Source organism: Halomonas sp. TH-94, assembly GCF_057473365.1.
Genome location: NZ_JBYCKL010000082.1, coordinates 1 through 13,592, shown reverse-complemented (window position 1 = coordinate 13,592; position 13,592 = coordinate 1). Strand labels below are relative to the sequence as shown.

The 13,592-nt window shown below is 64.1% G+C and carries 12 protein-coding genes and 1 pseudogene; all 13 read left to right on the top strand.

Annotated elements, in window-relative coordinates; all coding sequences use genetic code 11:
* Positions 1 to 16 precede the first annotated feature (16 nt).
* Positions 17 to 967, top strand: a complete 951-nt coding sequence (locus AC2VNO_RS15565) for a Gfo/Idh/MocA family protein (protein WP_486934977.1) — start codon at positions 17 to 19, stop codon at positions 965 to 967.
* Between the two features lie 8 nt (positions 968 to 975).
* Positions 976 to 1,572: pseudogene (locus AC2VNO_RS15560) on the top strand (acyltransferase); the annotation flags it as partial.
* Between the two features lie 51 nt (positions 1,573 to 1,623).
* Complete coding sequence (locus AC2VNO_RS15555; RefSeq protein WP_486935015.1) at positions 1,624 to 2,709, top strand: DegT/DnrJ/EryC1/StrS family aminotransferase; 1,086 nt, start codon at positions 1,624 to 1,626, stop codon at positions 2,707 to 2,709.
* A gap of 23 nt (positions 2,710 to 2,732) precedes the next feature.
* Positions 2,733 to 4,178 (top strand): lipopolysaccharide biosynthesis protein, encoded by a 1,446-nt coding sequence (locus AC2VNO_RS15550; protein ID WP_486934976.1) that lies wholly within the window; start codon positions 2,733 to 2,735, stop codon positions 4,176 to 4,178.
* Complete coding sequence (locus AC2VNO_RS15545) at positions 4,175 to 5,800, top strand: asparagine synthase-related protein (protein WP_486934975.1); 1,626 nt, start codon at positions 4,175 to 4,177, stop codon at positions 5,798 to 5,800. The genes AC2VNO_RS15550 and AC2VNO_RS15545 overlap by 4 nt, the downstream gene beginning before the upstream one ends.
* 3 nt (positions 5,801 to 5,803) lie before the next feature.
* Positions 5,804 to 6,427, top strand: coding sequence for a GNAT family N-acetyltransferase (locus tag AC2VNO_RS15540; RefSeq protein WP_486934974.1), 624 nt, complete (start codon positions 5,804 to 5,806; stop codon positions 6,425 to 6,427).
* A 27-nt stretch (positions 6,428 to 6,454) separates the two neighbouring features.
* Positions 6,455 to 7,381, top strand: a complete 927-nt coding sequence (locus tag AC2VNO_RS15535) for a GNAT family N-acetyltransferase (RefSeq protein WP_486934973.1) — start codon at positions 6,455 to 6,457, stop codon at positions 7,379 to 7,381.
* 5 nt (positions 7,382 to 7,386) lie between these two features.
* Positions 7,387 to 8,826 carry a polysaccharide deacetylase family protein gene (locus AC2VNO_RS15530; protein ID WP_486935014.1) on the top strand — a complete coding sequence of 480 codons (1,440 nt, stop codon included), beginning with the start codon at positions 7,387 to 7,389 and terminating at the stop codon, positions 8,824 to 8,826.
* Positions 8,827 to 8,846: 20 nt separating this feature from the next.
* On the top strand, positions 8,847 to 10,154 hold the full coding sequence (locus tag AC2VNO_RS15525) for a hypothetical protein (RefSeq protein ID WP_486934972.1): 1,308 nt from the start codon (positions 8,847 to 8,849) through the stop codon (positions 10,152 to 10,154).
* Positions 10,114 to 11,232 carry a glycosyltransferase family 4 protein gene (locus AC2VNO_RS15520; protein ID WP_486934971.1) on the top strand — a complete coding sequence of 373 codons (1,119 nt, stop codon included), beginning with the start codon at positions 10,114 to 10,116 and terminating at the stop codon, positions 11,230 to 11,232. Before AC2VNO_RS15525 ends, AC2VNO_RS15520 begins: the two co-directional genes overlap by 41 nt.
* Before the next feature lie 11 nt (positions 11,233 to 11,243).
* Positions 11,244 to 12,494 (top strand): glycosyltransferase family 4 protein, encoded by a 1,251-nt coding sequence (locus AC2VNO_RS15515; protein WP_486934970.1) that lies wholly within the window; start codon positions 11,244 to 11,246, stop codon positions 12,492 to 12,494.
* A complete protein-coding gene (locus AC2VNO_RS15510; protein ID WP_486934969.1) occupies positions 12,491 to 13,087 on the top strand; it encodes a sugar transferase in 597 nt (198 codons plus the stop codon). The genes AC2VNO_RS15515 and AC2VNO_RS15510 overlap by 4 nt, the downstream gene beginning before the upstream one ends.
* Positions 13,080 to 13,592, top strand: a 513-nt coding sequence (locus tag AC2VNO_RS15505) for a PglD-related sugar-binding protein (protein WP_486934968.1), incomplete at its 3' end; no start/stop codon positions are given. The genes AC2VNO_RS15510 and AC2VNO_RS15505, both read left to right, overlap by 8 nt.

Below are 13,592 nucleotides of genomic sequence, written 5' to 3'. Positions count from 1 at the left end.
CGCACAGGTAAACGCCATGAAATACTTTGCTTTGATCGGCGCCGCCGGTTACATCGCGCCACGTCACATGAAGGCCATCAAGGAGACCGGCAATCACCTCGCCATGGCCTATGACATCAACGATTCGGTGGGCATCATCGATTCGATCTCTCCGGAGAGCGAGTTCTTCACCGAATTCGAACGCTTCATCGAAAGTGCCTGGCAGCGCAAGCGCGACCCCTACACGGCACTCGACTATGTTTCGGTTTGCTCGCCCAACCATTTGCACCATGCGCACATCGCCGCCGGTTTGCGTCTTGGCTGCAACGTCATTTGCGAGAAACCCCTGGTGCCCACGCCGGCCTTGCTCGACGAGCTGGAGAGGGTGGAGAAGGAGACCGGTCGGCGCGTCTACAACATCCTGCAGCTGCGCCACCATCCGGCCATCCTGGAGCTCAAGGAGCGGGTCGCCAGCACTCCCCGGGACGACAAGTACGACGTCGAGCTCACCTATATCACTTCACGCGGCAAGTGGTATCACGAGAGCTGGAAGGGCGACCCGCGCAAGTCCTTCGGCGTGGCGACCAACATCGGCGTGCACTTCTTCGACATGCTGCACTACGTCTTCGGCGATCTCGAGCGCAACGTGGTGCACTACCTGGACGACCAGCGTGCCGCCGGCTACCTGGAGTACAACAAGGCGCGGGTACGCTGGTTTCTGTCGATCGACAGCAACGACCTGCCGAGCAGCGTGCAGGGGGAGCAGCGCACCTATCGCTCGATCCTGTGCGAGGGGCGCGAGATCGAGTTCTCGGGCGGCTTCACCGACCTGCACACCGTCTCCTACCAGGAGATCCTGGCCGGCCGCGGCTTCGGGCTCGACAGTGCCCGCCACTGCATCGAGACCGTCGACACGATTCGCAATGCCTCTCTGGAGTTTCCGGAACGCCAGGAGGCGCACCCTTGCCTCAAGCGGCATCTGATGTGAGGTGCGAGATGCAGACTCAAGCGCAAGATAGCCTTCATCACGGCGTGCAGATTCACCCAAGCGCCATCGTCGATCCCGGAGCGCAGATCGGCGAGTCCTCTCGCGTCTGGCACTTCGTGCACGTTTGCGGCGGTGCCCGCATCGGTCGCGGCGTATCGCTGGGGCAGAACGTCTTCGTCGGCAACCGGGTCGTCATCGGCGACCGCTGCAAGGTACAGAACAACGTCTCGGTCTACGACAACGTCACCCTGGAGAACGGCGTTTTCTGCGGGCCCAGCATGGTCTTCACCAACGTCTACAACCCGCGTTCGCTGGTGGAGCGCAAGGATGAATACCGCAGCACGTTGGTGCGGGAAGGGGCGACCCTGGGTGCCAATTGCACCATCGTCTGCGGCGTCACCATAGGCCGCTACGCCTTCATCGGGGCTGGGGCGGTCATCAACCGGGATGTACCCGACTTCGCCCTGATGATGGGGGTCCCCGCCCGTCAACAGGGATGGATGAGCCGTCACGGCGAGCGTCTCGACCTGCCGCTCGAGGGCGAGGGCGAAGTGACCTGCCCGCACACCGGCGATCGCTATCGACTCGAAGGCGGCACGCTCAGTTGCCTGCCGGCGCAGCAAGATTCCACCCCATCCGTGAAGGACGACGGCCGCATGGAATTCATCGACCTCAAGGCCCAGCAGGTGCGCATCCGTGAGCGCATCAATGCCGGCATCCGCAGTGTCCTCGAGCACGGCAAGTATATTCTCGGCCCGGAGGTCGATGAGCTCGAGGCGCGGTTGGCCGAGTATGTCGGCGTTCGGCACTGCATCACCTGCGCCAACGGCACCGATGCCCTGCAGATCGCTCAGATGGCACTGGGTATCGCCCCCGGCGACGAGGTGATCACTCCCGGCTTCACCTACATTGCCACCGCCGAGACGGTGGCGCTGCTTGGCGCGCGTCCGGTCTACGTCGATATCGACCCGCGCACCTACCTGCTCGACCCTGCCAAGCTCGAGGCGGCGATCACGCCGCGAACCCGCGCCATCATCCCGGTATCGCTGTACGGACAGTGCGCCGACATGGATGCCATCAATGCCATCGCGGCTCGGCATGGCATTCCGGTGATCGAGGACGGCGCTCAGAGTTTCGGTGCCACCTACCGCGGTCGTCGCTCCTGCGGCCTGTCCAGCATCGCCACGACGTCCTTCTTCCCCAGCAAGCCGCTGGGCTGCTACGGCGACGGTGGCGCTCTGTTCACCGATGACGACGAGTTGGCCACGGTGCTTCGCCAGATTGCACGACACGGTCAGGGGCGTCGCTATTACCACGTCAGGATCGGTGTCAACAGCCGCCTGGATACGCTGCAGGCCGCCATTCTGCTGCCCAAGCTCGACATCCTCGACGAAGAGCTGTTGCTGCGTGAGAAAGTGGCCGAGCGTTATGGTCGCCTGCTACGCGCCCATGGCTTTACGTCGCCCTACGTCGAGCCTCACAACACCAGTGCCTATGCCCAATACACGGTGGAGGTCGACGACCGTGAAGTGGTGATGGCGCGGCTGGCCGAGGCGGGCATTCCCACCGCCGTGCACTATCCGATTCCGCTCAACAAGCAGCCTGCCGTGGCCGATCCGGGTGTGGATCTGCCGATCGGCAATCTGGCGTCGCGGCGGGTGGTGAGTCTGCCCATGCATCCCTATCTCAGCGCCGAGGATCAGGAACGGATCGTTACGGCACTGGGCGAGGCGGTGGCCTGAGCCGCCGGTCAGGGAGATATCCAGTGCTAAATCGGCTCGTCATACCGGCAAGGAAGCTCCTGCCGACTCAAGCCTTCGCCCGCGGTGTCAGCGTGCTGGTGGGGGGGACGGCAGGGGCGCAGCTGCTGACCCTTCTCGCCGCGCCGCTGCTGACCCGGCTCTACGGCCCGGAAGACTTCGGCCTGCTGGCCGTATACGGCGGGCTGCTGGCGCTGTTCACCGTCGTGGCCGGCGGTCGTTATCAGCTGGCGATTCCGCTGCCGGAAACGCAGCGGGAGGCAGCGGAGGTGCTGGCTCTCAGCCTGCTGCTGGTATCGCTGACTACGCTGGGCGCACTGTTGCTGGTAGGGCTGGGGGGCAGGGGGCTTGCCGAACTGCTTGGCGTGCCTGCCTTGACCCCATGGCTGTGGCTATTGCCCCTCGGCGTGGCCTTTGCCGGCACCTACCAGGCCGTTACCCACTGGGCGGTGCGCACCCGGGCGTTCTCGACCATTGCAGCTACCCGGATAAAGCAGTCCCTGGCGCTGTTGTTCATCCAGCTCGCGGCGAGTCCCATCGGAGCCGGCGGGCTGCTGCTCGGCCATGCCGCCGGGCAAGGTGCTGGAACGCTGACCCTCGCAAGGCCGGCGCTGCGTGCCATCAAGGAGCACCGCATCAGCCCGGTCGGGATGTGGTCGGCGGCACGGCGCTATCGCAAGTTCCCGCTCTTCTCCACCTGGTCGGGGCTGTTCAACACGCTGGGCAAACAGCTGCCACCGTTGCTGTTTGCGGCGCTGTTCAGTCCGCTGGCAGCGGGGCTCTACGCCCTGGCCCATCGCGTATTGGCGATGCCCATGGCGCTGATCGGCGAGGCCGTGGGCAAGGTGTTCTTTGCCAGCGCTGCCGAGGCACATCGACGTGGTGAGCTGGGCGCGCTGGTCGCCAAGGTTCATTCCGTGCTGGCGCAAGTCGCCATGCCGCCGGCGATCGTCCTGGTTCTCATCGGCCCCGACCTGTTCGCCCTGGTGTTCGGCGAACGCTGGCGCGAAGCGGGCGAATTCGCCCGCTGGATGGCTCCTTGGCTTTATCTGGTGTTCGTCACGTCACCGCTGAGTCATCTGTTCTCGGTGCTCGAGCGTCAGGGGCAGGGACTCATCTTCCAGACGGTCCTGCTCGTCGTGCGTGTGGCGGCCATCGCCATCGGCGCGGCGGCGGACGATTTACTGCTAACGGTGGCGCTCTTCTCGCTTGGCAGTGCGGCGTGCTGGATCGGCTTTCTGGGCTGGGTGGCCTATCTGACCGGCAACCGGCCTCTTACCTTGGCGCTTTCCACCGTCACGGCCTTGCTGATCGGCCTGGGGCTACTGGCGCCGCTGATCGTCGTCGAGTTCCTTGAACCGGTATGGCTGCCCTGGGGTGCTGCGCTACTGCTCAGCGCCGCACTGGTGGGAATGCGTTATCTACTTCTGTTCCGTAAGGCATATAAATGAGTTCGATCCACTGTCACTTAACCTCCCCTCGCTGGCAGGAGTGTGAATACTCGGGCTGTCGCGGCTTCGTGCGCGGCACTGTCTGGCAGAACGGGCACCGCCTGTCTCCCAGCGGTAGCGTCAAGCAGCTGGACCTGAACGACGACGTGCAAGACTGGCGCAAGCGTATGGGCGATCTCAACGGTTTCTACGCCATCGTCCGTCATACCGACAATGCCATGGTGGCTGCGGTCGACCGTGTTCGCTCGATCCCGTTGTTCTACGGCGTCCATGCCGGCAACGTCTTTCTCAGCGACGATGCCGACTGGGTTCGCCAGCAGGTGGGCGAAGATCGCATCGATGAAGAGGCGCGGGCAGAATTCGAACTAGCCGGCTACGTGACCGGCAGCGACACGCTGTTTCGTCGGGTCAAGCAGCTGCGTGCCGGTGAGGCGCTGTTCGTCAGCGATACCGACCTAGGCCTAAAGCTCTCCTTGGAGCGTTACTTCCGCTTTCAGTACTACGGCATGTCCGACCGTGACGATAGCCGTCGCCTCATCCGGCTCGAGGAGATCGTCGACGAGGCCTGCGAACAGATGATTCGTATGGCCAACGGGCGCACCATCGTCGTGCCGCTCAGCGGTGGCTACGACTCGCGGCTGATCGCCACGTTGCTTGCTCGCCGTGAGTATCCTCGCGTACTCACCTACGCCTATGGCCATCGCGACAATCATGAGGCCAAGGTTAGCCGTGAGGTGGCCCACAGCCTTGGGCTGCCATGGACGTTCGTCGAGTACAGCCAACAGGCGTGGAGCGGTGTGGCCGACAGCGAGGAGTACTGGAATTATCAGCAGTGGGCTTCAGGCTGGAACAGCATTGCCAACATGCAGGACTGGTTGGCCGTCAAGCTGCTGACCGAGCAAGGCAAGGTGGAACCGGGTTCGCTGTTCGTTCCCGGCCACTGCTGCGTCACGGGCTTTCTCCTTTCGAGCGTGTTCGAGGCCAAGCGCTCGGGCCGCCTGATGGAAGTGGGCGAGCTTAGCGAGGCGATCCGCCAGCGACACTTCTCGCTGAACGTGAGCGCCGAGGGTCGGGCACGTTTCCAGCAGCGCGTGCACTCCCGCCTGGCCCAGGATTACACCCTGGATGAGGCGTTGGATCCCGACGAGTTCATTCGCCAGTTCGTGCTGTTCGGCTGGCAGGAGCGCCAGGCCAAGTTCATCGTCAACTCCGTGCGCTGCTTCGAATTCTATGGCCACGACTGGTGGATGCCGCTTTACGACCACGACTTCATGACCTTCTGGCAATCGGTGCCGCGCCATTGGCTCGAGCAGCGCTCCGGTTACGTCACCTTCGTCGAGAATCTCTTTGCCGAGGTCAGCGGCCACAAGGCGCCGCTTGGCAATGCCGCTCACCAGTCGCGGCAGAGCCTGCGGGCCCGACTGAGCCGCTTGGACGTCTTACGCCGGGGCCCGGGGATGCGTATGAAGCGTCTGCTCAAGCGCGTGATGCCTGGGCTGGCTCAGGGAAACACCCTGGCCTCCACGGGGCGTTTCCCGGCAGATACCTTCGAGCGTCTGCGCTCGGAAGGGTATTCCCACAACGGCGTGGCGGCCCAGATGTTCCTCGAGAGGTTTGGCTGAGCCATGACATTTTCTACGCTGGCTCGATACCTGCGAGTGGGCCTGGCATCGGCGTCGCTGATTGTGCGAAACCTCGCTCAGGTCCGCCATTTCAAAGCCGTTCCGCTGCGCTGCCATGGGGCCTATCGACTGTGCGGCATGAAACGCATGCATCTGGCAGGGGCTCTGGCCCTGTATGCCGAGCTGCATGACGGCAAGCCGCTCGATCTCCCACGTCGCTGTCTCTATCGCCTGGCAGGCGGTCGGCTGGGCGTGGTGGCGCTGGATATCGAAGGCCAAGTGGTGGGGGCGGCCTTCTATGGCTTCACCCCCCGTGACCAGGCCGAGGGCAGGGTGCACTCGAGCTTCAGCGGCGTTCACCCGGCTCACCGGGGTCGCGGCCTGGCCACCGAGCTGCGGCGCAGCGCCATCCTTCATTTTCGTGAATACGGGGTGCGTGGCTACTCCGCGCGTATCACTGCCGACAATATCGCCTCTCTCAAGCCCAGCCTGCGTCTCGGGTTTCGTATCGTCGAGAGCTATATCGACGAGGCTACGGGTGAGCAGCGCTTCTACCTGGTCTGCGACTTCGATCAGGACTATCGCGAAGTACCGCCGGCTGGCGCACCGCTCGAGATAGGGCGTTAGAGCCGGAGACGGAAAGGAAAGCCGTACATGATCATCGATCCCTTGTTTCATCCTGGATGGATTCAGTTCAACGAGCAGCGCTGGTCGCTGACTGCCGAGCCGCTAGTGCTGACACCCGAGAAGGGGGATGCCTGGCGTCTCGAGACGGTGCTGTATCGCAACCGGCAGGGCCGCTTGGTGACCCCCCCGCGCAACCCTCATTTGCCCATCGACTTTCAATGCGCGAGCGAACGGCCGGCCTCGCGCAACCGGCGCAAGCGGCTGGCATTGACCGCGCTGGCAGAGCACCTGCAGGAATGCGATTTCGGCGGCAGCCTGAGCCTTTCCTCGGTGGCGGATGACGTCCGTCCTTTCGAGTGGGCCAACATGTCGGCGCGGCCGCGCTACACCTACCACCTCGATATCGCTACACGCGAGGAGGCCATCGATCCCAACGCGCGCAAGAAGGCGCGCAAGTGCCGCCGGCTTGGCTACCGCTGTGAAGTCTCCCAGGACTATGCCGCAGTCGCCGATTGCCTGGCGGGTCCGGAAGCGCGCAAGGGCTTCGATTATCGCCTCGATGCCGCCGAACTCGCGCGGCTGGCCGAACTGATGGGGCCGGAGCATTTCGTCTGCTTCCTCGCTTTCAACGCCGCGGGCGAAGCGATGGGTACCCGCGTCTGCCTTTATGCGGCAGGGGGGCACGCCCTGGCCTGGTCGGCAGGAATGAAGACCGAGGCGATGAAGGACGGCGTCAACAACCTGGTCGCCGAGGAGGCGTTGGAGTACTTCGCCGGGCAGGGCTGCAGCGTGTTCGATTTCATCGGTGCCAACATCGCGCCGGTGGCGGAAATGAAGGAGGCATGGGGCGGACGACTCGTGTGCCACTACTCGATCAGTCGACGAGGGATCCGTCAGTTGGCCCGTGAGGCATATGTCACGGCTCGCACAATGATGAAGAGGGAAGCCAAGTGAACGAGATGACCGCACTCTACGACCGGAATTCCCAGGCGGGGCTCGAGGCTACGCTGCATGCCCCATCTCTCCAGCCGTCCCATGCGCTGGCGGCCGCGGCCAGTGAACCCGTGCTGGCCTGGCTGGAACAGGTCCTGCTGGAGCGCTTCGGGCTCCCGCTGCGGCTGGAGCGCGACGGTCCCGAGCGACTCTATCTGCGGCTTGCCGAGGCGCCCGGTCACATCCTGTTCGATCGCCTGCAACCCGGTTTCTATCTGAGCGGGATAGAGCTGCCACACACCCAGTGGGATGCCGCCGCCGAAGGGTTCAGCGCGCCGCTGGGAGTGCCGCTGCCTGCTCCCGGCGCTGCCAGCCTCCCTAGGCCTTTGGTCGAGCCGATGACGGGTGGCCTGACGATCCACTACGACATCCTCGGCCTGACGTTCTGGATGCTGTCGCGCCTGGAGGAGGTCGATGCCCAAACGCTCGATCGCCATTGTCGTTTCCCTGCCAGTGCCTCCCATGCCGGGCGCTACGGATATCTGGATCGCCCGGTGGTCGATGAATGGCTGGCCGTGCTGGGTCAGGTCATCCGCTGCCAGTGGCCCAAGGTGAGTTTGCGTCAGCACCAGTTCCGGCAACGCCCTACCCACGACGTGGACCGCCCGAGCCGCTACGGCTTCGCCCGGGATGTGCGATTGGCCAAGGTGATGCTCGGCGATGTGCTGCGCAACAGGCGCCCGCAGGCGCTGCTGGTCGCCCCCTGGGTGCGTCTGTGTAGTCGGCGGCGCCTGCACCGGTGGGACCCGCTCAATACCTTCGACTGGCTCATGGACGTCTCCGAACGTCACGGCCTGACCAGTGCCTTCTATTTCATCTGCGGGCGCACCGATCCGCGCAAGGATGCCGACTACGAGCCGGAGCATCCGGCGTTGCGTGATCTCATGCGGCGTATTCACAAGCGCGGCCATGAAGTCGGTCTGCACCCCAGTTATCACACCTTTCGTAATCCCAAAGAGCTGGCCAACGAGGCCGAGCGCCTTCGCCGGGTTTGTGCCGAAGAGGGTATCGAGCAGGAGCAGTGGGGTGGGCGCATGCACTACCTGCGCTGGCAGATGCCGCTGACGCTTCAGGGTTACGAGCAGGCCGGCCTCGATTACGACACCACGCTGGGCTATGCCGAAGCGCCTGGCTTTCGCTGTGGCACCTGCTTCGAGTATCCGGCCTTCGATCCGGTCAAGGGGGAAGCGCTGGCCCTGCGTATTCGGCCGCTGATCGCCATGGAGGCTTCGGTGATCTCGCCGCTCTATCAAGGACTTGGCACGGGAGAGGCGGCATTCGAATGCTTCAGTCTGCTCAAGGCCCGCTGTCGCGCCATGGGCGGCACCTTCACCTTGCTCTGGCACAACTCGGAGCTGACCACATCGGCGCAGCGTGAGCTCTACGAGCGCGTGCTGGCGGATTGAGCGAGCCGGGAAATCTATCCATGATCCTGTCTGGCACTGTATTGACCGAGCGCGCTTCGGCCGTCGGTTTCTTCGTGCTGTTCCCCGGTTTCATTCTCTATCACACCCTGGTGGCGATGGGGATGATCCCGGCCTTTCTGGGCGGTCTGTTCGGCGTGGTTTCGGTGATGATGTTCATCGTTTACTGCGCGCTGCTGCCCTCCCAGCTCCACCTGCTGCTGAGTGCCAGCCGCGGCTATGCGCTGCTGACCTTCGCCTTCTTCGCCTATGTCCTGCTGTGGGCCGTGGTCAATTACGGTCTGGTGGGGGGTGGTGTGATGCGGGCGGCAACGATCCAGACCGTCGAGACGCTGGTGCTGTGGCTGGTGCTGTTCGTAATGGGCTATCGCCTGCCGATGGGTTCACCGCGGCTGTCGCGAGCTTTCTGGGTTGCCTTCGGGCTGATCGCCGGGTACCTGCTGATCCATGTTGCGACCACCGGGCAGTGGATGTTCTTCGCCCGGCGCATGCTGGAGGCGGACGGCGGGGAGAACGTTTCCACCTATCAGGGATATGCACGCAGCGCGCTGGTGTTGCTGGTCTTTCTGATCGCGATCAGTGAACGGGCCCTGGTGCGGGCCGGCCTGATCGTGCTCGGGGCCTTCGTCATGTTCGTGCTGGGAGCGCGCTCCGAGCTGTACGCCTTCCTTTCCCTCTCGCTGCTGCTGCTGCTGCTGTGGGCGGGCATGAGCGTGAAATACATGCTGACCTTGCTGGCGGTTGCCGCCGCCTTGATCGCTCTGGTGGTCAGCCAGTTCGAGGCACTGGCCAGCAGTCGGCAGCTGCAGATCCTCGACCTGTCGGGCACGAGCTCATGGCTGGCGCGCCAGAACCTGGGTCAGCGTGCCGTGGAGCAAATCACGGCCAGCCCGCTGCTGGGTCGCTTTGGCGGCCACATCACCTCCGCGGACATGACCGGGGGGTATGCGCACAGCATGCTGTCGGCCTGGGTCAACTTCGGGCTGCTGGGCTTCCTGCTCTATCTCGGCCTGACGGCCACTGCCTTTCTTGGTGCCGCCCTCCGCCTGCTATCCGCTGGCGATTGGTCGGGGCGCTGGGTATTCGCCTTTTCCATCAATTTCGTCTGCCTGCTGCTGATCGTGCTGGCCAAGCCGGTGTTCTGGCCACTGCCGGCGCTGGGGTGGGGGGCGTTCGCCAACGCCTTGGTCGCCTCGCGACTGCAGCAGGACGGCCATGACGAACCGAGGCAGCGTAAGGCTGCAAGGGATCAACAAGGACGCAATGACAATGAAAGTGGTACACCTGACCTCAGCCCATCCGCGCTTTGATACCCGCATCTATCACAAGCAGTGCCGCTCCCTGGCGGCCGATGGCTACCCGGTCACCCTGGTGGTGGCCGACGGCGAAGGCGACGAGCAGCGCGATGGGGTAACCATCATCGACGTCGGTCGTCTGCCTGGCCGTCTCAACCGCGTGCTGAAGACCACGAACCGGGTCTTTGAGCAGGCCAGGCGGTTGGATGCCGACATCTATCATCTCCACGACCCCGAGCTGATGCCCGTAGGCCGCCGTTTGAAGCGGCTGGGCAAACAGGTGATCTACGACGCCCACGAAGACCTGCCGCGCCAGATGTTGGCCAAGCACTATCTGGGCAAGTTTTCACGCCAGGTACTGTCGCGCGGCGTCGATGCCTACCAGCGCCGCGTTTGTCGCCATTTCGACGCCGTGGTGGCGGCGACGCCGTATATCCGCGACCGCTTCAGTGAGTTCCATCCGCAGGTCGTGGACGTCAACAACTTCCCCATGCTGGGTGAGCTCGACGGTGCGCCCGATGCGCGCATGACGGCTGCCGTGGGTGAGTCGCCGGCAGTCTGCTATGTCGGCGGCATTGCTGACATTCGCGGCATACGCGAAATCGTACGAGCCATGGAGAACGTCGGTCAGGACTGCCGGCTGCAGCTCGCCGGCGACTTCAACCAGCTCTCCCTCGAGCAGGAAGTGATGACCTATGCCGGCTGGGCGCGGGTCGAGGCCCACGGCTATCTCGACCGTAACGGCGTGCGTCAGGTGATGGCCAGTTCCATTGCCGGCCTCGTCACGCTGCACCCGATCATCAACTACCTCGATGCCTTGCCGGTGAAGATGTTCGAGTACATGAGCGCCGGCCTCCCGGTGATCGCTTCGGACTTTCCCCTGTGGCGCGAGATCGTCGAGGGCAGCGACTGTGGAATCTGTGTCGATCCTCTCGATCCTGCGGCCATTGCCGGTGCCATCGATTTCATTGTCACTCATCCCGAGCGCGCCCGGGAGATGGGGCGTAACGGCCAGCGGGCCGTGGTCGAGCGTTACAACTGGCAGCAGGAGGAGCGCAAGCTGCTGGCTACTTATCGCACCCTGCGTCGCTGATCGAGGAAGGCATGAAACACGTCTGGATACTGAATCACTACGCCAAGCATCCCGATGCGGCCGGCGGAGCCCGCCATTACCAGCTGGCTCGACATCTGCCGGCCCACGGTTGGCACGCCACCCTGATCGCGTCGAGCGTCGATCACCCCAGCGGTGAGCAGCGGCTCGAGCAGGGCGAGGGGTGGCGACAGGAGGTGTGCGATGACGTGCGCTTTCTCTGGCTACGCACCTCAAGCTACCGCGGTAACGGCGGGGGGCGAATGAAGAACATGCTGGAGTATGCCTGGCAGGCGATACGTCCGTCGCGCCTGGCCGGGCTGGAGCGCCCCGATCTGATCATCGGTTCCAGCGTCCACCCGTTCGCGGCATTGGCAGGATGGTGGCTGGCACGTCGCCATCGCGTGCCCTTCGTGTTCGAAGTGCGTGACCTCTGGCCCCAGACCTTGATCGACATGGGACGGCTGCGAGAGGGCGCCGTCGTGACCCGAGCGTTACGGGCACTGGAGATCTTTCTTTATCGCCGGGCGCGGCGCGTGTTGACCCTGCTGCCTCGAGCGGTGGACTACATCGCCCCGCTGGGTGTTCCCGAGGCGCGGGTCGAGTGGCTTTCCAACGGAGTCGATCTGGCCGAGTTTCCCGACCCCGGACCACCGCCGTCGAGGCCGCGCGGCATGCCCTTGACGCTGATGTACTTCGGCAGTCATGGGGAGGCCAACGGTCTTTCCGACCTGCTGGAGGCTATGGCGATCGTCAGGCGCGACGCCGGCGACGGGCCGGTTCCGGTTCAGCTGCGTCTGATCGGCGACGGTCCCGCGAAGGATTCTCTTGAACGGCAAGCCGGCACTCTCGGCCTCGATGGGCGCTGGGTACGCTTCGAGCCCCCGGTACCCAAGCGCGAGATACCGGCGCTGGCACGCGAGGCCGACGCCTTCGTCATCACCGTACGAGACCTGCCCGAGCTTTATCGCTTCGGTATCAGCATGAACAAGCTGTTCGATTACATGGCCGCCTCGCGCCCTGTGATCATCGCCTCGGCGGCAGTGAACGACCCGGTTGCCGAGGCCGGTGCCGGCATCACGGTGGCACCCGAAGACCCGCTGCTTCTCGCCGAAGGGATCAAACGGTTGGTGGCGCTATCGCCCGAGGAACGCGCCCGCATGGGGCGGTCGGGACGGGCGCACATGGAAGCCGTCTACGACTACCGGATTCTGGCCGGACGCCTGGCCGGCATCATGAATGACGTCATGGAAGAGAAACGATGAAACGACTGTTCGATATCGTGGCCGCTCTGCTGGCCTTGGTCCTGCTTGCGCCGCTGATGCTCGTGGTGGCCTTGCTCATACGGCTGAAACTGGGTTCTCCGGTTCTCTTTCGCCAGACCCGCCCCGGCCGGCACGGACAACCCTTCGAGATGATCAAGTTCCGCACCATGCTCGATGCCGTCGATCGCGTCGGCAACCCGCTCCCCGATGCGGCGCGGCTGACCCCGCTGGGCCAGCGGTTGCGCGCCAGCAGCCTCGATGAACTTCCCGAGCTGTGGAACGTGCTCAAGGGCGACATGAGTCTGGTCGGCCCACGTCCCTTGTTGATGGAGTACCTGCCGCTCTATTCCCCGCGTCAGGCCCGCCGTCATGAGGTGCGCCCCGGGGTGACCGGCTGGGCCCAGGTGAACGGCCGCAACGCGCTCTCCTGGGAACAGAAATTCGAACTGGACGTGTGGTACGTCGACAACCGCTCGCTGTGGCTCGACATGCGAATTGTGCTGCTCACCGTCAAGAAGGTGCTGGTACGCGAAGGCATCGCTCACGACGGGGACGTCGCCATGCCGCGCTTTCGTGGAGGTCATCATGAGTAATCGCGGACGCCTTGCCATTCTCGGTGCCAGCGGTCACGGCAAGGTGGTGGCGGACATCGCCATCCATGCCGGCTGGCAGGACATTACCTTTTACGACGATGTGTGGCCGCGCAAGACCCGTCTCGAGCATTGGGACGTCAGGGGTACCTTGGCCATGCTGCTGCACGATCTGCCGCACTTCGACGGGGTGGTCGTGGCGATTGGCCACAACGGCATACGCGAAGCCAAGCTCGATGCGCTGCTGAATCATGGTGCCCGGGTGGTCTCGCTGGTTCACCCGCGAGCGACGGTCAGCCCCCTCGCACAGCTCGGGGCAGGTAGCGTGGTCATGGCCGGTGCGGTGGTCAACGCCTTTGCCGAGCTGGGAATGGGCACGATCATCAACTCGGCCGCCACCGTGGATCACGACTGTCGTCTGGAGGCCTGTGTCCATGTCGCTCCGGGGGCCAACGGGGCGGGCGTTGTGGAAATTCGCCGCACCAGTTGTATAGGGGCTGGCGCCGTG